This window comes from Bacillus sp. FJAT-27225 (assembly GCF_001685025.1).
Lineage (GTDB): Bacteria > Bacillota > Bacilli > Bacillales > Cytobacillaceae > Bacillus_D.
Map to the genome: position 1 here is coordinate 116,873 of NZ_MAYU01000001.1, position 21,761 is coordinate 138,633.

Genomic DNA, 21,761 nt, shown 5'->3' on the forward strand with positions numbered 1-21,761 from the left:
ATTAAGGATATATTTTGAATCATTTAAAACAAACCAGATGAAATGTGATCATCTGGTTTGTTTGTATGGAAATTTTATTTAGGCTCCCTAAAAACATTTCTGGAGTAAAAGTAGCAACAATAAAGGCCTATCTGTATAGAAAAAACGGTGCTCCTTTCCAGAAGATTAGTCTAAATTTTGAACTATTGAGTAATATCTTATTAGGATAAGGAGGGGGATTTGGTGAAACCAATTGGAATCTTGGGCGTAGGTCAGGCAGGTGGCAATATTGCGGAGGCAGCATCGGCCTTGGGCTTTCCAACCGCCCTTATCAACACGAACCAGCGTGACGGGCTCGTCAATACGAGGGTTGAAAACAAGTTTTTTGTTCCGGGGTATAACGGGGCCGGACAGGATCGGTCGATCGGTGCCCGAGCAGTAAACGATAATTATAGGGAGATAGTGGAATTCGTTAAGAAGTCATTCAAAAAAGTAAAGTTTCTATTAGTGGCATTCTCCACTGACGGTGGGACCGGCTCGGGGATGAGCCCGCTCCTGATTGAAATCCTGCTGAACCAGCTGCCAGGGCTGAAGGTAGGAGCCATTGCTGTCGTGCCTGAACGGAATGTCCTGGCAGGAAACCGTATCAATGCAGCGGAATGCCTTGAGGAATTGTCCAAAATTGACGGGATTTCATCCACCTTCCTGGTCGATAACGACCAGTTGCGCCGGATCAATCCCCAATCAAGCAAACAGCAAATTTATCTGGCTTCTAACCAGAAGGTGATGGGAGCAATCAACCATGTCCTACAAATAACTCAGAAAAGCTCTCTTTACGGGAATTTTGATGAAACAGACCTCATGAATATCCTTTGCACACGAGGCGTAACAGTCATCTCAACCAGTACAGTGACAGATGCCAAAACGACTTCTGATGTATCCCTCAAAATCCAGCAATCATGGGCAAACTCGGTTTTCTGCCCGGTTGAATCGCCTGGTGTCATCCGTGCCGGATTGATTTATGAAGGACCTGAGAATGTTTCAAAACTGATTAACATCCCATCAATTTTCGAGAGGGTCGGGGAACCCCTCGAACTGTACGAAGGAACCTATATCTCCGAAACAGACCCGTCCATCACCACCATTCTTGCCGGACTAAGCTTCCCAACACGTCGGCTTCAAGTGATGGAAGATATGTTGATCAAAAATAGGGACCGGCTCCATGAGCTTGTCCAAAAGGAATACACACAGAAATATGAATCGAAAATCGGCTGGGCATCCAATTTAAAAGCCAGAAACAACCCCAGGCCAACACGGACAGTCAATCATAAACCGACAAAATCCAATAGCTAAATTATACACTGGGCCTTCCCAGTGTCTTTTTTTGAAAGGCTGTATTCGATGTCATAATTGCAGGAACAAGCAAAATGCTGAAGGGGCAAGCGTCGAAATTCAAAAGCAGGCGATGGAATCAAGTGTTTCTGTTGAGACGCTAAAAGTAGCATTTGCTGACGTGATAGAGGCGATGGACTCGATCCGTACGTACAAACAGCAAGCACTCCCGAAAATGCGTGAAACCAATAACCAATTCAAAGAACATGCTGAAACAGGCGAAAAACAGATTCAGAGGCTCGAAAAAGGCAATGAAGTAAACTTGTTGAGCAATTAAAAGTACAAAAGGAAATATCTTGGGATGTATCCTTTTTTCTTGCTTAACTGGCGAGCAACTCTTAGCGTTTAGATAACGGCTTCGTCTCTGAACCTGATATGAAAATGGCAAATCAGCGATATAGTAGTAAGCTTAATTTGATTATTGATTTGCGTGTAGGTTTGAATTTTACATAGGGGGAGAATTTCCCTCTATTGAATATAGAGATAGCTTAAGATGCACATATAAGGGGAGATATTCCCCTTAAGCTACTCTACATAGGTCGAAACCCATTGATTTGGATGTATAACAGGAAAAACTCCCCTTATTTTTATGGAAATATCCGTATTTCCCAATTTAGCAGGAATTTCTCCTTTTATTTTTCAAACAAAGGATAATCAACGTTCAATTATAACAGAGCTTTGTTTCTAAGGGGTGTGTAAAGGAAAGTGAAACGACTTGGTTAGAAAAAAATAATAGGGGAGTTATTTTTAAAAGGCGGGGTGGATATGTCTGAAAAGGAAAGAGAAAGATTGAAGGCAAAGGAACAACAAAAAAAACCCAGGCGGCACTCTCAATAATGCATTAGCCCAAGCAATTACAGGAGCACCAAGTAGTGGTTGTTTAGTTAACTTACTTTCAATCATAATCGTTATAGGCATTATTCTATTTGTAAGAGCGTGCTCAAACTAATCTGCTTCTGCCTTCGATTCCAATGAAGGCTGGTTTTGAGTAAAATAGACCCATGCTTGTTTATGGGGAAACCTCCCCCTTTCCTAAAAGAAGAAGTCTCGTTACAAAAATCCTAATTTTTAGTGTTGACATAAAATTAATATACTAATATAATCGTTAACTATAGAAGTTGAAAGAACATTTTATAAATTTTTTATATAGCGTTGAAAAGGAGTAGTAAAAGAGAACCCTGACGTCAGAGATCCGTTTCATTAGCTGAGAGAACGGTCGTTAATTCTTTTTGAAAGTCGCCTTGGAGCTTTGCTTGCCAAATGGTTAAGCCATTACCAGAGTAGTGAGTGACGGTTGGTCCCGTTAATAGACTGAAGTCTAAAGGTTAGACTTATTGAGCCTGTTTTCCGTGAGGAAGATAGGAAAGTTGAGTGGTAACGTGATTTTTCGCCTCAGCAATTGTCCGTTTTTGCGTAAAGCAAAACCGGATCATTGCTGGGGCGTTTTTATTTTTAAATAAATGAATACCAAAGTGTTGAAGAGGAGTAGTAAAAGAGAACCCTGACGTCAGAGATCCGTTTCATTGGCTGAGAGAACGGTCGTTAATTCTTTTTAAAAGTCGCCTTGGAGCTTTGCTTGCCAAATGGTTAAGCCATTACCAGAGTAGTGAGTGACGGTTGGTCCCGTTAACAGACCGAAGTCTAAAGGTTAGACTTATTGAGCCTGTTTTCCGTGAGGAAGATGGGAAAGCTGGGTGGTACCGCGATACTCTCGCCTCGGCAATCAAACAAACATGTACTGTTTAATTGATTGTGAGGTGGGAGTTTTTTTATTGGAAAAATCGCATTTTTCATAGGAGGAAAAATGAAGAAGTCTATCATTATTTTAGCTGATACCCAATCGAATATTTTAATTCAAATAACCGACTCGCTTTTAAAAAATGTAGTTCAATTAATAATTTTTCCTCTAGTACAGCGGATGAAGGTGGAGGGTTATTAATTACCGTCTCTATATTTTCAAATGAATTGACATTTAAACATTTGGAAAAGCAACTTTGTAAGATTAATGGGGTGCTAGAAATCGAAGAGAGTATTGAATAAAAGTAAAAGGTTTGAACCGTTACTTACATTAGGAGGAATAAATAATGAAAAACCATTCAATGAAAGACACTTTATATACGGGATTAATGTTATTTGCTTTGTTTTTCGGGGCCGGAAACCTAATTTTCCCGCCATCTCTTGGTCATGAAGCAGGGGTTAATTTTTGGGGAGCAATGGCAGGATTCCTAATTACATCAGTTGGTCTGCCTGTATTAGGTGTAACAGCAATAGCTAAAACCGGAGATTTACAAACATTAACGAACCGTGTACATCCGATCTTTTCTGTTCTTTTCACCTTAATGACTTACTTATGTCTTGGTCCTTTCCTGGTAATTCCTCGTGCGAGTAATGTTGCTTTTGAAATGGGGGCCGCTCCGTTTCTTCCAGAAGGACTAAACGACCATTGGCTGACTCTTTTTCTCTATTCTATTGTATTTTTTTCTATTAACTATTGGTTATGTCTAAACCCTTCAAAACTTTTTGGAAGAATAGGCAAGATCTTGACACCAATTATGATCATTCTTATTTCAATAATATTTGTTCAAAGTCTTTTTCACCCAACAGGAAACTATGGAACACCTGCCGAAGCCTATCAGAATGGAGCAGCATTTAAAGGTATAATTGATGGCTATTCCACAATGGACGCAATGGCCGCACTTTTATTTGGGAGTGTTGTCATTAAATCAATCGAAAAAAACGGCATTCGTGGTTCAAAAAAGATGACGGCAATTACTGTAAAAGCTGGGATCATTGCAGGATTTTGTCTAGCGTTTATTTATATTATGTTAGGCCATTTGGGAGCAGCCAGCGTCGCGTTACTTGAATCACCGGAAAATGGGGGAGCCGTATTAACCGTTGTCACTGCACATTTATTTGGAAACTCTGGAGCACTGCTGCTTGGGGTTATCTTTACACTTGCCTGTTTAACTACATCTGTAGGCCTTATTACATCTTGCGGCCAATATTTCTCAAAATTAATACCGCAATATTCTTATAAGAGTTGGATTGCTCTTTTATGCTTAGTTAGTCTGGGAATCTCTAATTTAGGATTGAACCAAATTATCTTAATTTCCGTTCCAATTTTAACAGCCATTTATCCACTGACAATCGTTTTAATCATTTTATCGTTTTTCCATAAAAACTTTAAAGGATATTCTTCTGTATATATAAGTGCTTTGAGTGGGACAGCGTTAATTAGCATTGTTGATAGTCTGAAGCAAGCTAATTTCCAGTTGGACTTTATTACAAACGTTTTTAGTTACATTCCTTTGTATAGTGAGGGGCTTGGATGGATTATACCTGCAATCCTTGGTGCTTTTCTTGGTTACTTATGGGGAAATCTGAAAGACGCTACTTATTCAATGGCTGAAAAAAATTATATAAGAAGCAATACCAACAATTAGTTTAAAGAGTCTTTTCCCTCATTCCTCGTAAAATATATGGAGGGATGAGGCTTTATACTTGTAACCATTGGAGGCAAGCTAAATATTCCATAAGCAACTGCTGGTAAAAAACATGGCAGGGGGGTATATTTTTGGTGTTATCGAAATTGCTCATATCTTTCACAGATGGTAAAATCCCTTTAAAGTTTAATAAAGCAGGTGATGTTTTGATAAAGGAAATAGTTTTAAATGAAACGGTTATTCAGGTAGACAAATATAAAGAAGAAATTAAGAACGGTTTACATAATATAATTATTGATTTCAACGTTACGAATGAACAGTATCATGATATTGCAACACTTTTGTACGAGGCTACTTTCGATGTGAAGGTCCCTGAAAGAGGCCTGGCATTTAGGGGAACGATTCAGGAATATTCCACTTCGATTACAAATTTGTATGAGAGAGGGCAAGTGGGGCAATATCATTTAGTACTCAAAGAATTAAGGCCCAGGAAGGGTAGTTAATTATGAAATTAAGTATTTTAGATCAGTCACCGGTTTCTTCCGGGCAATCTGCGAAAGAAGCCCTGAATCATTCTCTGCGGCTTGCTCAAGCAGGGGATGATTTGGGGTATACGCGATACTGGATTGCGGAACATCATGATATGCCAGGCCTCGCATGTCCGGCACCGGAAGTGATGATACCGTTTATTGCTTCCAATACGAAACGGATCCGCGTCGGCTCAGGTGCTGTGCTCCTGCCGCATTATAAACCGTATAAAGTGGCGGAGGTCTATAATATGTTGGCGACTCTTTTCCCAGGCCGGATTGATATTGGAATCGGCAGGGCACCCGGCGGGTCGGCGGAAGCTGCCAATGCACTGTCAGATAACTTTCTGCAGCAGGTGTATAAGATGCCGGAGAAAGTAGAGGAACTGCTACATTTTCTCTACAATGATTTTCCTGATGGACACGAGCTTGCAAAGGTAACGGCCTCACCGCTCCCAGATGTTCCTCCCATACCGTGGTTGTTGGGGACAGGGAAGAAAAGCGCAATTCTCGCTGCTCAATATGGGTTGTCCTATGCTTTTGGCCAGTTTATGAGTGAAAACGATGGGAAAGAGATTATCGATCACTATCGGAGCGCTTTTCAGCCAAGGAACAAGGGCGATGTTCCCAAAGTGATTCTGACGGTTTCCGTGGTTTGTGCGGAGACAACTGAACTGGCAGAAGAGATTGCGTTGAGCAACATTATATGGGGGCTGCTCCGGGGTACAGGTGAAGCGAAGGGTGTTCCTTCAATCGAGGATGCGAAAGCCTTTCAATTGAACGAAAAAGACCAAGACTATCTGGTCAAGGCTAAACAAAATATGATAATCGGGAATCCGAAGCAGGTTAGTGAATCCCTTAAACAGCTGCAGGCTAGCTACCTGGCAGATGAACTGGTGATTGTGACTATCACACATTCTCCAGAGGACCGGATCAATTCATACAAATTGATTGCCAAAGAAATTCTGGGTTAATGTTTTCTTAAAATGGACTGACCTTTTGTATATATGACTATATGGATTTGGGGGAGCGTTTATGAAAACGATAGGACTAATTGGTGGAATGAGCTGGGAGTCTTCGGTCGAATATTATCGAATCATAAATGAAGAGGTAAAAAACAGGTTAGGTGGATTACATTCAGCAAAATGTCTTTTATATAGTGTTGATTTTGCCGAGATTGAACGCTATCAAGCGGAAGGTAATTGGTACAGTGCAGGTGAAAAATTAGGAGAAGCTGCATCATCTTTAGAAAAAGCAGGTGCAGAATTTATAGTAATTTGCACAAATACAATGCATAAAGTAATTGATTATATAGAAGCAAAGATAACCATTCCTGTTTTACACATAGCTGATGCAACTGCCAATCAAATAAAAAAACAAACGATTACAACGGTTGGATTATTAGGTACAAAGTATACTATGGAACAAAATTTCTATAAATCCAGAATAGAATCAGAAGGAATAAAAGTTTTAATTCCAAATGATTATGAAAGAGAACTAATTAACAAGGTTATATATGAAGAGTTATGTTTAGGTAACATTAAACAATCATCAAAGGATTGTTATAAGGAAGTTATCCAAAACTTAGTTTCAAACGGTGCTGAAGGAATCATTTTAGGCTGTACGGAAATTGGATTATTAGTAAAACAAGAGGATGTAGAAGTTCCTCTATTCGATACAACTAAAATACATGCAATTGAATCAGTTAATAAAGCGTTAGAAAATTTAGTGTATCGGCAACTCTCAAAATACTAAAACCAATGATGCTTCGTTAGTTAGGTTTATTAATTTTTCAATTTCGATAAATGAAGAAAAGCATGAACGATTGTGATCATGCTTTTTTTACCCTTTATGATTCAAAAGGGAAAGTCTTATAACGGCCTTATTCTTTTTCTTCCCTGGCAAAATTGTAGCCGGATGTAGCCTTTGCTTCCGGAAAAACGCCAAGCTCCTTCGCCACTTCCTCCCGGATTCGATTGAATTTTTCATTAACCCTTTTTTCTAGCTCGCGGTTGTTGTTTTCTGGCATCATGGTCACTCCCTGGCCGAAGATGAATTTCCAATCTTAGTTTGTGCAGCAAGTGGATATTAATTCTTTTATGTGTCTTGAAAAAGATATTCACGCCAAATAGGTTGAGCAATACAGTCCAATTGCAAATGGATAGCCCTGCTGTTAATATGACTACATCATAAGGACGAGTATTTTTTTCAGCAAAAGTGCGTGTGCGCAAATGGACGAACAGTTTCAAATTTCATTGAAGACTATTCAATTTCTTTCCCCGTGAATTAATCAAGGATTTCAATTCGTCTTTGTCGTTAGCGGGAAATAACGATTGAGATTGATATCCAGTTTTATATATTGAAGGAACAGGAATTGCTCGTCCTCAATCGGAACCAGCTTTTTCAGGCAAAAGGCCATCGAGCATTAAGGTAATTCATTTTTTTGATATTCAAAAAGCGATACGTTGATAAAGCCCTTGTTGCGCAAAGCCAGCAATGGCTTTTTTGCGATTTTATAAAGGGATAAAATTTTTACTAATAAACCATTTTCTATTCCCATGCCGCCGCTATATAAACCTTTTTTCGAAAGAGGTATAATAACGGCCTTCTTTTTATGATGAGTGGCTGCGAGTAAAATAATTAACTTTTATTGCCGAGAGAGGGGCAATTTACGACCTAATTTAAATTCGAATGTTATTTTACAATAGAAAAGGGAAGAGTGACGAAGGAAGGTACGCCATAATTATTCGGGCCATTGGTTATGGGATAAATGATTCAGCAAAAAACGGAAATACTATCAACAATCTTACATCTTAGTTTTTTCGACAGAATTAGGAGGTTTTATCGTGGAAACAAGTTACAAAGGTACAGATAAAATGATTATCGGTATTGTGTTTGGGGTCATTACATTCTGGCTGTTCGCCCAGGCAATGGTGAATGTGGTACCGGCTGTACAAAAAGATTTAGGAATACCAATAGAAACGGTGAACATTGCAATTAGCGTGACCGCTTTGTTCTCGGGTATGTTTATCGTTGCGGCTGGTGGACTTGCCGATAAAATTGGCCGTAAAAAAATAGCTAATATTGGTTTTATTTTAAGTATTATCGGTTCACTTTGTCTCGTATTTGCACAAGGTGCTGCATTGTTGGTTATCGGCCGTATCATCCAGGGGCTTTCAGCTGCATTTATCATGCCTTCGACAATTGCATTAATGAAAGCATATTTTGAAGGGAAAGACCGGCAGCGTGCCCTAAGTTATTGGTCAATCGGTTCATGGGGCGGCTCAGGGGTTGCTTCTTTTGCGGGTGGTGCTATTGCGACCTATTTGGGGTGGAGATGGATTTTTATTTTTTCCATCATTTTCGCCATTATTGGGATGTTTTTATTGAAAGATACACCAGAGAGCAAACAAGAATCTGCAGGCAAATTCAGATTTGATTACACTGGTTTAGTTATTTTCATCATTACCATGCTTGCGTTGAATGTATTTATTAACTACGGTTCTGACCTTGGCTGGACAAGCCCGCTTACCCTCGCCTTATTAGCGATTACGGTTGTAGGTTTAATTGTCTTTATTAGAGTGGAAAAGAGTAAAGAGGTCGTTTTAATCGATTTTGCCGTTTTTAAAAACATGCCATATACCGGTGCAACTATTTCCAACTTTTTGCTGAATGCGATTGCGGGTACACTCGTTGTAGCGAATACGTATGTACAAATGGGGCGTGGATTTAATTCATTCCAGTCAGGTATGCTTTCCCTTGGCTATTTGGTTGCCGTACTTTCAATGATCCGGGTCGGGGAGAAAATTTTACAAAAAGTTGGCGCGAAATCCCCTATGGTTTGGGGAACGATTATTACGACGATCGGTGTGGCAATGATGGGCTTGACGTTCCTGCCTGACCTTCCATACACAATTATCGTCTTCATTGGTTTCGCACTATTTGGCCTTGGGCTTGGCATTTACGCCACTCCGTCAACGGATACGTCTGTATCAAACGCACCTGCTGACAAAGTCGGTGAAGCAGCCGGGGTGTATAAAATGGCCAGCTCACTTGGAAGTGCATTTGGTGTCGCGATTTCAGCGGCAGTCTATGCTGCAATCTCGGCGAATGGAAGCCTTGAAACAGCTGCAACAACAGGGATTATCGTAAATGTCCTATTCGGTATCCTGTCACTATTATCAATCATCTTCCTGGTTCCTGCAGATGCTGGTAAAACGTCTGCTGATTCGAGTAAAACACAGTCTGGCAGCAGGAAGCCGGTTACTGAGTGAACACAAAGGCGGAAGCGCCTTGGTCATCGCCGTACAAAATGGAGGGGCTTCGACTGAGATAAAGGAATCACGAAGAGCGCTAGCGATTCGATGATGACTTATCGTAGGGAGGAGGACTGAAGTTTGCTAGGCGATAGGCGCTGGAGCTAGAGGTAAAGAAATAAAACGCCACATTAAGTGGCGTTTTTAAAAATATACAGAATATAGAAGGGAAGGAAACATCATGAAAGAAAAATTAATGCAAATGCTGGAATCCCGCGAGGATGAAATCATTAAAATTCGCAGGCATTTACATGAAAATCCTGAACTTTCCTTTGAGGAAGAAAAAACAGCTCAATATATCCTTGATTTTTATAAAGGCAAGGACGTAGAAGTTCAATCGAATGTTGGAAATGGCTATGGAATTGTTGTGACCATTAAGGGTGGCAAGCCTGGAAAAAACATTGGCCTCCGCGCGGATTTTGATGCGCTGCCGATTGTTGAAGAGGCAGATGTACCTTTTAAGTCGAAGAACGAAGGTGTCATGCATGCGTGCGGCCATGATGGCCATACAGCGTACTTGCTCGTTCTCGCTGATTGCCTGATTCAGTTGAAGGATGAAATTCCTGGTACGATTAAAATCATCCATCAGCATGCCGAGGAAGTTCCTCCAGGCGGGGCAAAGAGCATTGTAGAGTCCGGGGTACTTGATGATTTGGACCATGTTTTCGGCATTCATTTGCTGCCAATGGGTCCAGCCGGCCTAGTTGGCTATCACGCTGGATATTCGTTTAACGGCAGGGCGTATATGAAATTAAAGATTCAAGGTAAAGGCGGCCATGGTTCATCCCCGCATCTTGCGAATGATGCAATTGTAGCAGGCGCCCATTTTGTCACAGCTGTCCAAACGATTATCAGCCGCCGTCTCAATCCATTTGAAATTGGAGTCATTACGATTGGTTCTTTTGATGGAAAGGGAACATTCAATGTCATTAAAGACAGCGTCGAGCTTGAAGGCGATATCCGTTACATGGAGGTTAAAACAAGAGAAACGATTGAAAAAGAGATTAAGCGTCTTTCTAAAGGGCTTGAAGCAGAATTTGGTGTGACTTGTGATTTGACGTATGAGAATGATTACCCGCCTTTATACAATGACCCTGAGCTAACAGCCAAGGTTGCGGAGTATCTCAACAATGCCAATGATAAACATATTAAGGAAGTCAAAGAATTTCCAGCAATGCCGCCGTCAGAAGACTTTGCATACTATGCCGAAAAATTCCCTTCCTGCTTCTTTTTCATTGCTTGTACTCCTAAAGGGGTGGAGAAGCCTTATTTTAACCATAATCCTAAATTTGATATCGATGAAGATGCGCTGCTTGTTGCAGCCAAAGCAGTTGGACATGTAGTATGTGGGTTTTATGGGCTGGATTAGAAAAAAATAGCAAAATAGGTTGTGAAATGGGTCTGGATAGCCTGATGCTCCTTGAGTTATAATGAATTGTCGATGAAAGATAGAATCAGTGGAGGGGTTTTTCCTCCACTGATTTTTTACGAATAGTGAAAGGAGGGGTGCCCTATGACATGGGACATTCTTAATATCATTGGTACTCTTGCTTTCGCAATTAGTGGTGCTCTAATAGCCAGAGAAGAGGATTATGATATCCTTGGTATTTACGTTCTTGGATTTACGACCGCCTTTGGTGGAGGCCTCGTGCGAAACCTGTTAATTGGAGTCCCAATTGAAGACACCTGGATGCAAGGGAACTTATTTAAAGTAGCCTTGGTTGCGATTACTCTTGTTTTTCTGTTGCCGAATAAGTGGCTTGACCAAATTAAAAAGTGGATTGTGATTTTCGATGCGATTGGTTTGGCTGCATTTGCCATCCAGGGAGCAAATTATGCTGCTTCAATTGGTGCGCCCCTTATTGCCGTCATCATCGCAGCGACGATAACAGGATCAGGCGGCGGAATGATTCGCGATCTTTTCGCCGGCCGAAAACCGATGATTTTTCACTCTGAAATTTATGCTTTATGGGCAGCACTTGCCGGTTTCGCGATTGGTTTAGGGTTGATTCGCGGGCCTTACATGACAGCGCTCCTGTTGATTCTTATTGTATCCTTAAGGATTATATCCGTCCGTTATAATTGGAACTTGCCGCACCATATTCCTTATGAAAATAAGAGGAGTTTTGGTGGTTGAACCAATTTGTAAAGAAGATTGGTTACGTTTTTATTATCATAATAGAACAATCTTGCACTCATCTTTAGTAAGGATGAGTGCTTTTTAGTACATAATAATAGAACCGGGTTGTTCGTAACTTACCGCGTTTTACGTACAGGGCAGGTTTTTTTAAAAAAGGAGAAATGGTCCCTGTTTAGGAGAGATTCAATGAAAAATATTATAAAAGGTGCTTTAACCATTAAGAAGACTCCGTTTCCATGGGAGCGGGGAATTTCTGCGGGAATCTGTTCCGGAGTGCCGGTTCTGATTGGAATACTTCTTGGAAATTTTCAATATGGGCTTTTTGCAGGGATAGGAGGATTTTCTTACCTGTATGTCTGGAATGAACCGTATCCACAGCGTGCCAAGAAAATCTTTTTAGTGGCACTTGGGCTTGCTGTTTCGCATGGCTTGGGCATCCTTACTGCTCCATCACCGTTCGTTTTTGCCGTCATACTAGGTTTGATTGGAGCAGTCGGGACGTTTATTTTTGGCGCGTTACGTATCCCGGGGCCTGCATCCATCTTTTTTGTTATCGTATTTGCTATGACTTCAGCATCAGCTGTTGATCCAGCAATGGCACCATTGCGTGCCGGCCTTGTTTTTCTCGGAGGTATGTTTGCATGGCTAGTAGCAATGGTGGGCTGGTTCTTTTATCCACATCGCCCTGAAACAAAGTCAGTAAAAAGGGTGTATTCGGAATTGGCGTCACTCGTTGATTCGGTTGGAACAGACAAGTTTACCGCTGCTAGAGAAAGGACAGTTTCAGCGTTGACCAATGCAGAGTCAGCTTTATTGGCTGGTTATGTTTCATGGAAAAGTTCAACGCTTTTCAAACGCCTTTATTTATTAAAAGACCAGGCGAATTCTATATTTTTGGATATCCTTGAAATGACTGCAAAGGGCAGGACAAGTCTGCCAGCAGCTGTAGGGGAATCGATAAAGGTTCTGGCCCAGTCTATCGATCATATGCGGAGTGAACCAAATAAAATTCCACAGCCGGATGAAACCGACCAAGCTTTGGATCGGTTGTTTTCTAAAATCTATGATGCCGAAGCAATCATGAATGAGCCGGTTTCAAGGGTTAATCAGGATTTGAAATTATCGAAACCGCCTATGACGAGCATCTTATTGGATGCATTTGATAAAAATTCAATTGTGTTTCTCTCTTCCTTAAAGTATGGACTAGTCCTTATGGCGGCAGGGATGATTGCTTTCTCATTCGATTTTCAACGTTCCTTTTGGATTCCGGTGTCTTGTGGTGCTGTGATGCTGGGCTCTACTGTAATCAGTACTTTTCATCGGGCGATTCAAAGGGCGATTGGGACAACGCTGGGGATAATAATCGCCACTATTATCCTCTCGACCCATCCAACAGGGGTAATGGTCGCTCTCACTATTATGGTTCTCGGTGGTTTGATAGAGCTTCTTATGGTACGGAATTATGCTTTGGCGGTCCTATTTATTACACCTAACTCTTTGTTGATTGCTGAAAGTACCACTCAGATTCATAATCTGTCTTATTTTGCTACAGTGAGAATTATCGATATTCTTATTGGAGCCGCGCTTGGCCTAATCGGTGTCATGTTGATAGGCAGACGATCTGCGTCAAGCCGGCTTCCTCACTTAATCGCAAAAACAATTCGCAGCCAGGCTCAGCTTTTTTTCAAATTGTTTTCGGGAGAACCAAGTGGCTCTTCATTAAATGAGAGCAGAAAACGCAGTAAGATGCGTACGAATCTAATCAATTTGAGGACGTTATACAATACCGCATTAGGTGAAATACCGAGAAATAGAATGATTTTGGAGTACTTGTCACCGGCAATATTTTCAATGGAACAGCTGGGATATTTGCTTGAATCGAGCTCAAATGAATCAAAACGGCCCATTCTCTCTGATGAAATTCTCGCAAATTTCCTTCTTGTTTTTGAATCAATGGCAAAATCAGCTGAAGAACACGAAATGATAACGAAAATGGAAGTCCCTGAGATAGAAGGCTTCTCTAAATTACAAAAGGAAATTAAATCACTCCAGGAAGCATTGCAGTTGGCAGAAACTCAGATTAACAGCGCCAAACTATCTGTATCTTAAAATTCAAGCCAATATGGCGTAACATGATGAAATCCTTACTTCATGCAGGAAGTAGGGATTTTTTGTCGAAAATTTACTTAATTATTTACGTTAGGAGAGATTATATGCCATATAAAATCGTAAAAAAACAATTTAAGCTGGTTGGATTAAAAGGCAATGGGGAATATGGCAATTTCGGGAAAGAAGTTCCCTTCCTTGCAAAGCAATTTTTAAATCGAGCGAACGAAGTACCCAATTCGACCGGGACTGAAATTGCATTATTTGAGCCGAAAAAGGATGAGCAGCACAGAATTGGCCAATATTTTGTTGGGTTCATTGTCAATGATGAAGTAAATGAAGTACCAGCCGGAATGGATTATATAGAAACGAATAAAAATTACATAACAACCAGAGGAAATATATCCAATGTGGGAAGCCTTCATTCGAACTTATTGATTTGGGCAGAAGAACAAGGTTATCAACGAGACCTGGACGCATATATCGTGGAGACTTATCATCCTATTGGAGAAGGCGGGGAAGAGGTAGAAATCTATTTGCCGATCAAGGAGATTGTGGCGCATTAGAACTTTTACAACGGGGGCAAAAAAATGAATGAAATAGAGGCTTGGTACAATACTGCATACGACGAATGGCAGCGGTTGGAGCATCATAAAATCGAATTTGATATAACGAAACGTTTCCTTGATGATTTTATTACCGGGGAAGCGTTGGAGATTTTTGATATAGGCGGCGGTCCAGGCAGATATGCCTTGTATTTAGCTGAAAAAGGCCATAATGTCACGCTTTTGGATTTATCCAGAAAATATAGAACTTGCAAAAAGAAAATCTTTTGAAAAGGGTATCCACCTAAAGGATTACATACATGGAAATGCATTGGAATTGGGAGGAGTGCAGCAACAATTCGACGTTATTCTTTTAATGGGACCGCTGTATCATTTGATAGAGGAAGCCGATAGGAGAAAAGCGGTTGAAGGGGCATTAAAACTATTGAAGCCCAATGGGATGATTATTGCCTCGTTTATTTCCGTCTATGCTCCAATTCAGGATTCATTATCGCACTTGTATCCGATTGAATCTGTACAACGGTTACTTGGTTATTTGCAAAACGGAGAAAATAACGCTGGAACTGGCTTTACAACCGCCTATTTCTCCACTCCTAAAGAAGCAAGAGAACTTATGAATAGCTTTGGGCCGGAGGAAATGGTATTCGCAGGGGTTGAGAATATCTTGGGCAGTAAGGAAAATGAAATAAATAAGTTGGACGATAATGAATACAGGAAGTGGCTCGAAATAGGATATCAGTTGAGCACTGATGAATCTCTGCTAGGTACAAGCCAGCATCTTTTGTATATTGGGCAGAAAGAAATTCATACATAAAGGAAATTGTTGCTCTTCCCAAGGCGAACAATTTCTCTTTACCAGTCTAAAACGGAAAATATTGTTCTTCCCATAATAATATTAATGAAAGTAGACTCCTGTGAAAACATTCAAGCAAAAAACGGGAAGTAAAAATACTTACAGGGAGATAAAATGAAGACGAAATTATTACCAAGGGTTTATTTGAGGGAAATAACATTAAATGATACAGAGGATCGTTACAAATGGTGTCTTGACAAAGAAGTAACGAAGTATTTAAATTTGCCGGAGAAATACCCTCCCTTCAGTAGAGAAGAGACCCGGGATTGGATTAACTTGTGCATACAAAAGAAAAACGGGTATGAACAAAAAGCAATCATAACAGAAGAAGGTAAACATATAGGATGGGTTGATTTAAAAAATATCGACAAGTTAAACAAGCATGCAGAATTAGGAATAGCCATTGGAGACAAAAGCTACTGGGGCAAAGGATACGGGTTATCTGCAATGAACGAAATGCTTCTCTGGGGATTTAAAGAATTAGGGCTAAACAAGATTTGGCTTAGAGTATAAATTGATAATGAAAAAGCAATTAAATCATATAGGAAAATGGGATATATCGAAGAAGGCATATTAAGGCAAGACAGATTAAGAAACGGTGAATTTGTAGATCGTTTAAGGATGAGTATTCTTAAACATGAGTTCTTCAGCGAGCTTTGCGAGGAAACCAGCTAGTTCAAAATCAATGTGTTGTTATTGAACGAAAGGGGAACTTGGGTTAAAAGGAAAAACTAAACTATTCGCTAATAGAGGTGAAATAATAATTTATGCCTGCTGAGAATGGCAAAACAGAATCGTCCCTATTCGTATTTATGGCATGCGACCAGAGGCTTCTGTCATTTGAGGACGCATTGGAAGATGAAGAGATAAAGTCTTATAATGAATTGCTCAAGATGGGATTCACTGATGATCAAATACAGATTCGCGGGATTGATTTGACTAAGATTGATCGTGATAAAAAGGTGTTTTTGATTCGGCTTCCTGATGAACTTCATGACAGCCCGTTGCGAATCGAGGAGGATTTCCATAATCATTATGCTCGTTATTTAACCGAAAAAAGGTATATATATAAACTAGAGGGTGCGGAAATAGCAGTCTTACATCTCGCATTTTATCTTGGTAAATATATAGGCACAATGAAAGAGCTCGAACTGTGGCGGGTCCACGAAGACGATTATACGATGGATAGTTCAGGCATTCCAGAAACTAGGGTTCAGGCTCGGTATTTTACAACGGAGATTTTAGAAGCGTTTTTCGAAGGTTCTTTACCGAATCGATTGATGGTTGTTCAAAAATAGGATTTTTTTCGATTCGATTAAGTCATTAGGTGTAAAGGAACCGTCCCTAATCGTTTTGAATCCTTCTGAGTTTGTGAGTCGTCTTAAGAAGAAGGAGAAACGCGAGGGGGATTGGAATGAAGAAGATATGTACAGTGATTATATTTCTTATGTTGATTGGTTCGGTTTCAGCCTGTGCTTCTGAAGCAGACAATGCGAAACCGTTGAACTTTGTGAAAGAAGCTAATATGTATGCTGAGAAAGTTAAATCTTTCACTGAAACGGCTCCTCTGCTTGGCATTAACGCTGTATCTGATGAGCAGGCAAAAACAGATTTTGAAGGACAGTTACGCTCTATGAAGTCCGAGATAGAAGCGTTTAATAAGCTTCCCGCTCCGGTGAAGTTTAAAAATCTCCATGCCATGCTTTTAGCTTCAAACTCTGAAGCCCTGGAAATGATCAACGTCTATTTGGATGCTATTGAAACGGATACACTGAATTCAAGTTTCTTGGAAACGAATCCCGTCTTGCAGGGATTAACGGAAGTCGAACAACTTGTAAAAGATACTTTCCTATGTTGATAGTCTATAAAAGAATCATTTACAGCAGTTATGGATACTGATTTGGAAGGTTAGAAAGGTGTTTTGCATGGTTAACTTAATCAGTCTTTTTCACAAAAGAATTGGATACACAGGTAAAGGAAAGATTGGTTTCAATGATTTAGATGTCCTGCTAGAGAAGACGGCAATGGCGATTCCGTTTGAAAATTTGCGGATTATGGAAGGTGCCGCAAAGGAATTATCAGAGGAAAACCTCATAGAGAAGATTTTGGTGCAGCATGAAGGCGGGCTTTGTTATGAGTTGAATCCCCTTTTGTTTTTAATTCTAAAAGATAATGGTTTTGATGTTGAGATGGTTCGTGGTGTCGTCTATGACCATTCAAGAAAGCAATGGAGTGAGACTGGGATGACGCATGTGGCCATCATTCTGAACCGGGATGGCGAGCGCTATTTAGTGGATACTGGCTTTGGAGGCAATCTGCCATTGCGGCCAGTGCCGTTAAATGGGGAAATCGTGTCTTCATTCAATGGAGAATTTCGGGTGGCACGCACCGAAACCGATTATGGTGACTATATCTTTCATATGAAACTCAGCAAGGATCCTGACTGGAAAATTGGTTATGCGTTTAACACCAGGGAACAGTTTGATGATGTAAAAAATCTCAATTCAGTACAGAAAGTGATTGTCGAGAACCCTGCATCAGCATTTAACAAGAAACGGCTGATTACGAAATTAACGAACTCCGGAAGCATGACGTTAACGGAAGACACATTTACGACTTGGACAAATGGCAGGCTTGAGAAGAAAGTAATAGAAGAAAAACAGTTCAAAGAAATTGCAAAGGACAAATTTGGGTTAGGATCTGTGTAAACCAGGCAAAGGGCTCTTAACAATGGAGCAGGGGGATGAATTATGGCTCTTAAGAAGGATATTCAGTATCCGGGATTGGAAACGGAGAGGCTGAATCTAAGGATTTTAACCTTGGATGAAACCCAGTTGGTTTATGATCATTTCTCAGATATAGAGATTACTCGTTTTATGGATATTGAACCTTGCAAGGATGTAAAGGAAGCCGAGGAGATCATTAACTATCATTTGCAGGACGCTGGATGCAGATGGGGTATTTTTGTAAAAAGTGGAAATGCGTTTATCGGAACGATAGGCTTTCACTATATTAGAAACGATGAGGGAATTGTTAAAGCTGAGGTCGGATACGATTTAGCCAAAAGGTATTGGGGCAGAGGATTTATGCTGGAATCGATGAAGGCCGCGATAGCATTTGGTTTTAGTGAAATGGATGTAGATATCATCGATGCTACGGTAGATGCTAATAATGAAAAATCAATTAATCTTTTAAAAAAACTGGGATTTGTAAGGAATCCAAACCTTGATAAGGGCAACGAGCTTTATTTTTTTCGAGAGGGTAAATACAACACCATAACAGCATCTTAAGGGGCGGACTAAGATGAGAAAATTAATTTGGATGCTTCTCGTTGTGCTTTTAATAAGTACGGGTTGTCAAACAAATGGAGATCAAACAGGATCAGATGAAAAAGGTGCCTTTGATTTGAAAGGGGTCATCACTGAAATTAATGGCAATCAAATCCTAATGGATGACAAAGCCAATAAGGTAGGGCTAGTATGGGTAACGGTTAAGGATGAGATTTCAATGGAAGCCTATCAGGTTGGCCAAGAAATTGTTGTTTGGATTGAAGGAGGAATCAGGGAGTCACACCCAGCCCAGGCTGATGCATTGCATATTGAAATCGTTTCGCCTGAATGAAAAGGAAGGATGGTTTATCGGAAGCAAAATGCTAATGGGAACCATAATATATTCACATAGGAGAACAAATGACTGAAAAACCGATTGTTTTAGTGGTTAGTGTTTCTATAATTAAAGATGAAAAGGTTTTAATGATTAAAGAAACCAAACCCAGTGCACCAAATAAATGGAACTTCCCAAGTGGCCGAATTGAAAAGGGGGAAGACATTCCTTCTGCAGCAAAAAGGGAAGTTAAAGAAGAAACGGGATTAGATGTGGAGCTCATATATACAACGGGTATTTACAACTTCATTAGCAGTTCTCAAGACCAAGTGATTATGTTTCATTTTGTAGGTCAAGTTACCGGGGGTTCAATATACCTTGGAGAAGATGGAATTATAGACAGTAATTGGGTCGAGCTGAGTGATTTGGCAAAATTCAACGGTGAGGAACTTCGCAATCCATACGTTATAAAACAAATAACAAATAGCCTTTTAAGTAAAAATTACTACTCTATTCATTTATATCACAAACAAATTAAATAACATTCCCATAAACTAATTCGTGCTTTGATCCAAGAAGGATTAAGGCACTTTTTGTTGAATTTCTTTTAGGCAAAAGGAAATTTTGTGAATACTCCTGTCATTAGCCGCATTTTTTAACCGAAGCGTTGATTGAAGAAGGATTAACTTAATAACTTATTGAACGAACAGCAGGATGAGAGCAAGGGGGGATTATTAATTGGTTGGGGGCGATTTTTTGAAACGTTTGGTCACACTGTTCATTGTTATTGCGATTTTCGTTGGAGTTGGTGTGTATTATTATGAAAATATAGATAACAATTATCAAACTCTCCAAGACTTTTATGATTTCCCAGTTCCAAATGATGCAAATTTAGAAAGTGAAAGTGAAAAGGGAAAAAATTATATTTGGGATAAATCATCAGGCACAGGGGTCCCAATCAGTTATCGTTTAGTCATTAAGAAGAATGGCTGGAAAGAAGTAGAACTAGACGGTCATAATGTTGTTTATGAAAAGAATGGCCGGCGAATCAATCTAGCTCTTGCACCAGATTATATTGGTATTCTAAAAGTGCATTATGAATAACCAGAAGAATAAGACATGATTGCCGATTTGGGGAATTGTCCTGCCTTTTGTGGCTTTGTATGAGATTTAGGGGGAAATGGATTTGAAAAAAATAATCGTATTATTCCTAGTTGTACTTCTTTCTGGATGTAGTTTCCTTAACGCTTCAAAGTATAATCAAATACCCGGAAGCGGGAAAATTGTTGTGGATCAATCTGAATATGAAATGATCGCAGGAGAATATGAGTGGGAGGGCGGAAAAACTAAGATAAAGAGAATTGACCCTGTCTCACCAATAGAGTCCGCCAAGGATTTTGATACTTTGAAAGTGGGCAAGAATAAGAAAATCGAAATCGTCATTGACGATAATCCGAACTTAACTGTTTACCAATGGACTGAAGACGGGGTATCTAAAGAACTTACTTTAACTGATAATATCGTCACTGTTCCGTCAAAGAGTGGGTATTACATATACGAAGTGGTAGGGAAATGGCCTGATGGAACAGCTTCTTATATATTTGATGTAGAAGTAAAATAAATGTAAGATTAATAGGAAAAATTTGCTTTTTCAACGTGTAATCTATTAACATTAAAAATGTTTCATTCGTGTAATAAATATTAAAAAGGAGGGGATACTGTTTCTTTTTTACAGGATTAGCTTTATAATGCCCACTAGATGATTTTTTTAGAGGAAAATCATACTTCTCGTTTTATAGGAAGGAAATCGATAATGAAAAAAATGAAGTTAACATTAATAACCGGTCTATTGGCCGTTGTTTTAGCAGCATGTGGAGGAAATGAAGAAAGTAAAGAAGCTAAAAATGATGATAAAGCAAAAACAGAGCAAACCGCTGAGCAAAAAGAACAACAGAAGCAAATGGAAGAAATGCAAAAGAAATTAGAAGCACAGCAAGTAGATGAAAAGAAAACTGTTGCCGTAGTCAATGATAAAGAAATTTTAGGAAGCGACTATAATAGTGCTTTAGCCTATATACAAGGACAAATGCAGCAAATGGGACAAGATCCGACTTCTAAAGAAGCTGCGGAACAAGTGAAAGACCAAGCCATTGACAGCTTAGTCAGACAAACTCTTCTTCTTCAAGACGTAAATGATAAAGGCTACAAAGCTCCAGAGGCGGATGTTAATAAGCAGCTGGACGAATTAAAAAAGCAGTTTAAAACAGAAAAAGAATTCGAAGACGCTCTAAAAAAATCCGGCATGGATATGAAAACCCTCGAAACTCAAATAGCTGACGATATTAAATTCAGACAGTATGTTGAGAAAGAACTGCCGGTTGCGAAAATATCCGATGATGAAATTAAAAAAGCGTATGATCAATTTGCAGATCAAGGAAAGAGTGCTGGACAAGAAGTTCCAAAGCTAGAAGAAATAAAACCGCAAATTGAACAATCTCTTCAACAGCAAAAACAGCAGGAAAAACTCGCTCAGCTTGTTGATGATTTAAAGAAGAATGCCAAGATTGATATAAAGATATAAGTTGTTACACACCAAATCCAATAGCTCAAGGGTCTGTTGACATATGGCCCCTTTAAGCGGAAAAGAAGATGAACCTCCTAACATGGAGTGGTCATCTTCTTTTTTTTATTCAATGATAGTCCGCGCCATATATGAGTTCTTTCGTTTGTGGTGGTTATGACATTTTAAAGAAAGAATATTTTATATGCATTTTCAAATAAATGGTTGCAAGATATATTACTGGTGTATATAATGTGTATAAAGTATATATACACT

At 39.7% G+C, this 21,761-nt stretch carries 23 protein-coding genes, 1 pseudogene and 1 other annotated feature; of the genes and pseudogenes, 23 read left to right on the plus strand and 1 reads right to left on the minus strand.

The annotated features are described in order from the left end of the window. The first annotated feature begins 222 nt into the window (after positions 1-222). The 6 genes from A8F94_RS00580 (at position 223) to A8F94_RS00605 (ending at position 7,096) form a co-directional block, all read left to right on the plus strand. Positions 223-1,332, plus strand: a complete 1,110-nt coding sequence (locus tag A8F94_RS00580; protein ID WP_066193964.1) for a tubulin-like doman-containing protein — start codon at positions 223-225, stop codon at positions 1,330-1,332. 112 nt (positions 1,333-1,444) lie between these two features. Beyond that, positions 1,445-1,648, plus strand: a complete 204-nt coding sequence (locus A8F94_RS24755) for a toxic anion resistance protein (protein ID WP_066193967.1) — start codon at positions 1,445-1,447, stop codon at positions 1,646-1,648. Between the two features lie 866 nt (positions 1,649-2,514). Beyond that, positions 2,515-2,769 (plus strand) — a binding site (T-box leader). Positions 2,770-3,455: 686 nt separating this feature from the next. Further along, a complete protein-coding gene (gene brnQ, locus A8F94_RS00590) occupies positions 3,456-4,814 on the plus strand; it encodes a branched-chain amino acid transport system II carrier protein (protein ID WP_066193970.1) in 1,359 nt (452 codons plus the stop codon). A 206-nt stretch (positions 4,815-5,020) separates the two neighbouring features. Continuing rightward, positions 5,021-5,317, plus strand: a complete 297-nt coding sequence (locus A8F94_RS00595) for a DUF3219 family protein (RefSeq protein ID WP_066197118.1) — start codon at positions 5,021-5,023, stop codon at positions 5,315-5,317. Between the two features lie 2 nt (positions 5,318-5,319). Continuing rightward, on the plus strand, positions 5,320-6,315 hold the full coding sequence (locus A8F94_RS00600) for an LLM class flavin-dependent oxidoreductase (RefSeq protein WP_066193973.1): 996 nt from the start codon (positions 5,320-5,322) through the stop codon (positions 6,313-6,315). Between the two features lie 61 nt (positions 6,316-6,376). Next, on the plus strand, positions 6,377-7,096 hold the full coding sequence (locus A8F94_RS00605; RefSeq protein WP_066193976.1) for an aspartate/glutamate racemase family protein: 720 nt from the start codon (positions 6,377-6,379) through the stop codon (positions 7,094-7,096). A gap of 127 nt (positions 7,097-7,223) precedes the next feature. Here A8F94_RS00605 and A8F94_RS25515 read toward each other — a convergent pair whose 3' ends face one another. Then, positions 7,224-7,370 (minus strand): hypothetical protein, encoded by a 147-nt coding sequence (locus tag A8F94_RS25515; RefSeq protein ID WP_175384322.1) that lies wholly within the window; start codon positions 7,368-7,370, stop codon positions 7,224-7,226. Positions 7,371-8,184: 814 nt separating this feature from the next. Here A8F94_RS25515 and A8F94_RS00610 point away from each other — a divergent pair. The 17 genes and pseudogenes from A8F94_RS00610 (at position 8,185) to A8F94_RS00685 (ending at position 21,506) form a co-directional block, all read left to right on the plus strand. Next, complete coding sequence (locus A8F94_RS00610; RefSeq protein ID WP_302621298.1) at positions 8,185-9,615, plus strand: MFS transporter; 1,431 nt, start codon at positions 8,185-8,187, stop codon at positions 9,613-9,615. 223 nt (positions 9,616-9,838) lie between these two features. Continuing rightward, positions 9,839-11,026 (plus strand): amidohydrolase, encoded by a 1,188-nt coding sequence (locus A8F94_RS00615; protein WP_066193978.1) that lies wholly within the window; start codon positions 9,839-9,841, stop codon positions 11,024-11,026. A 144-nt stretch (positions 11,027-11,170) separates the two neighbouring features. Then, positions 11,171-11,794: a trimeric intracellular cation channel family protein gene (locus A8F94_RS00620; protein WP_066193981.1), complete on the plus strand. Its 624-nt coding sequence runs from the start codon at positions 11,171-11,173 to the stop codon at positions 11,792-11,794. Positions 11,795-11,983: 189 nt separating this feature from the next. Continuing rightward, positions 11,984-13,906 (plus strand): FUSC family protein, encoded by a 1,923-nt coding sequence (locus A8F94_RS00625; protein WP_066193984.1) that lies wholly within the window; start codon positions 11,984-11,986, stop codon positions 13,904-13,906. Positions 13,907-14,010: 104 nt separating this feature from the next. Further along, positions 14,011-14,469 (plus strand): GyrI-like domain-containing protein, encoded by a 459-nt coding sequence (locus A8F94_RS00630; protein ID WP_066193987.1) that lies wholly within the window; start codon positions 14,011-14,013, stop codon positions 14,467-14,469. 24 nt (positions 14,470-14,493) lie between these two features. After that, positions 14,494-14,739, plus strand: coding sequence for a hypothetical protein (locus A8F94_RS26020; RefSeq protein ID WP_217490900.1), 246 nt, complete (start codon positions 14,494-14,496; stop codon positions 14,737-14,739). Then, on the plus strand, positions 14,681-15,283 hold the full coding sequence (locus A8F94_RS00635; protein WP_217490901.1) for a class I SAM-dependent methyltransferase: 603 nt from the start codon (positions 14,681-14,683) through the stop codon (positions 15,281-15,283). Before A8F94_RS26020 ends, A8F94_RS00635 begins: the two co-directional genes overlap by 59 nt. Before the next feature lie 153 nt (positions 15,284-15,436). Further along, a pseudogene (locus A8F94_RS00640) lies at positions 15,437-15,997 on the plus strand (GNAT family N-acetyltransferase). Between the two features lie 92 nt (positions 15,998-16,089). Next, positions 16,090-16,620 carry a hypothetical protein gene (locus tag A8F94_RS00645; protein ID WP_066193990.1) on the plus strand — a complete coding sequence of 177 codons (531 nt, stop codon included), beginning with the start codon at positions 16,090-16,092 and terminating at the stop codon, positions 16,618-16,620. Between the two features lie 116 nt (positions 16,621-16,736). Then, a complete protein-coding gene (locus A8F94_RS00650; RefSeq protein ID WP_066193994.1) occupies positions 16,737-17,180 on the plus strand; it encodes a DUF6376 family protein in 444 nt (147 codons plus the stop codon). A 67-nt stretch (positions 17,181-17,247) separates the two neighbouring features. Beyond that, positions 17,248-18,030 carry an arylamine N-acetyltransferase family protein gene (locus A8F94_RS00655; protein ID WP_066193997.1) on the plus strand — a complete coding sequence of 261 codons (783 nt, stop codon included), beginning with the start codon at positions 17,248-17,250 and terminating at the stop codon, positions 18,028-18,030. Positions 18,031-18,072: 42 nt separating this feature from the next. Then, positions 18,073-18,612, plus strand: coding sequence for a GNAT family N-acetyltransferase (locus A8F94_RS00660; RefSeq protein WP_066193999.1), 540 nt, complete (start codon positions 18,073-18,075; stop codon positions 18,610-18,612). Between the two features lie 13 nt (positions 18,613-18,625). Continuing rightward, complete coding sequence (locus tag A8F94_RS00665) at positions 18,626-18,943, plus strand: DUF3221 domain-containing protein (protein WP_066194002.1); 318 nt, start codon at positions 18,626-18,628, stop codon at positions 18,941-18,943. Positions 18,944-19,011: 68 nt separating this feature from the next. Continuing rightward, positions 19,012-19,467 carry an NUDIX hydrolase gene (locus A8F94_RS00670; protein WP_066194005.1) on the plus strand — a complete coding sequence of 152 codons (456 nt, stop codon included), beginning with the start codon at positions 19,012-19,014 and terminating at the stop codon, positions 19,465-19,467. Between the two features lie 214 nt (positions 19,468-19,681). Beyond that, on the plus strand, positions 19,682-20,029 hold the full coding sequence (locus tag A8F94_RS00675; protein WP_139069993.1) for a hypothetical protein: 348 nt from the start codon (positions 19,682-19,684) through the stop codon (positions 20,027-20,029). 76 nt (positions 20,030-20,105) lie between these two features. Continuing rightward, positions 20,106-20,546 carry a hypothetical protein gene (locus A8F94_RS00680; RefSeq protein ID WP_139069994.1) on the plus strand — a complete coding sequence of 147 codons (441 nt, stop codon included), beginning with the start codon at positions 20,106-20,108 and terminating at the stop codon, positions 20,544-20,546. Between the two features lie 192 nt (positions 20,547-20,738). After that, positions 20,739-21,506, plus strand: a complete 768-nt coding sequence (locus tag A8F94_RS00685) for a SurA N-terminal domain-containing protein (protein WP_066194013.1) — start codon at positions 20,739-20,741, stop codon at positions 21,504-21,506. Positions 21,507-21,761 lie beyond the last annotated feature (255 nt).

Bases quoted from the DNA above. Each gene is read 5' to 3' on its own strand.
- A8F94_RS00665 (WP_066194002.1), top strand. From the start codon at position 18,626: ATGAGAAAATTAATTTGGATGCTTCTCGTTGTGCTTTTAATAAGTACG.
- A8F94_RS00600 (WP_066193973.1), top strand. From the start codon at position 5,320: ATGAAATTAAGTATTTTAGATCAGTCACCGGTTTCTTCCGGGCAATCT.
- A8F94_RS26020 (WP_217490900.1), top strand. From the start codon at position 14,494: ATGAATGAAATAGAGGCTTGGTACAATACTGCATACGACGAATGGCAG.
- A8F94_RS25515 (WP_175384322.1), bottom strand. From the start codon at position 7,370: ATGCCAGAAAACAACAACCGCGAGCTAGAAAAAAGGGTTAATGAAAAA.
- A8F94_RS00670 (WP_066194005.1), top strand. From the start codon at position 19,012: ATGACTGAAAAACCGATTGTTTTAGTGGTTAGTGTTTCTATAATTAAA.
- A8F94_RS00660 (WP_066193999.1), top strand. From the start codon at position 18,073: ATGGCTCTTAAGAAGGATATTCAGTATCCGGGATTGGAAACGGAGAGG.
- brnQ (WP_066193970.1), top strand. From the start codon at position 3,456: ATGAAAAACCATTCAATGAAAGACACTTTATATACGGGATTAATGTTA.
- A8F94_RS00650 (WP_066193994.1), top strand. From the start codon at position 16,737: ATGAAGAAGATATGTACAGTGATTATATTTCTTATGTTGATTGGTTCG.
- A8F94_RS00615 (WP_066193978.1), top strand. From the start codon at position 9,839: ATGAAAGAAAAATTAATGCAAATGCTGGAATCCCGCGAGGATGAAATC.
- A8F94_RS00655 (WP_066193997.1), top strand. From the start codon at position 17,248: ATGGTTAACTTAATCAGTCTTTTTCACAAAAGAATTGGATACACAGGT.
- A8F94_RS00635 (WP_217490901.1), top strand. From the start codon at position 14,681: ATGTCACGCTTTTGGATTTATCCAGAAAATATAGAACTTGCAAAAAGA.
- A8F94_RS00630 (WP_066193987.1), top strand. From the start codon at position 14,011: ATGCCATATAAAATCGTAAAAAAACAATTTAAGCTGGTTGGATTAAAA.
- A8F94_RS00685 (WP_066194013.1), top strand. From the start codon at position 20,739: ATGAAAAAAATGAAGTTAACATTAATAACCGGTCTATTGGCCGTTGTT.
- A8F94_RS24755 (WP_066193967.1), top strand. From the start codon at position 1,445: ATGGAATCAAGTGTTTCTGTTGAGACGCTAAAAGTAGCATTTGCTGAC.
- A8F94_RS00605 (WP_066193976.1), top strand. From the start codon at position 6,377: ATGAAAACGATAGGACTAATTGGTGGAATGAGCTGGGAGTCTTCGGTC.
- A8F94_RS00625 (WP_066193984.1), top strand. From the start codon at position 11,984: ATGAAAAATATTATAAAAGGTGCTTTAACCATTAAGAAGACTCCGTTT.
- A8F94_RS00680 (WP_139069994.1), top strand. From the start codon at position 20,106: ATGGATTTGAAAAAAATAATCGTATTATTCCTAGTTGTACTTCTTTCT.
- A8F94_RS00645 (WP_066193990.1), top strand. From the start codon at position 16,090: ATGCCTGCTGAGAATGGCAAAACAGAATCGTCCCTATTCGTATTTATG.
- A8F94_RS00620 (WP_066193981.1), top strand. From the start codon at position 11,171: ATGACATGGGACATTCTTAATATCATTGGTACTCTTGCTTTCGCAATT.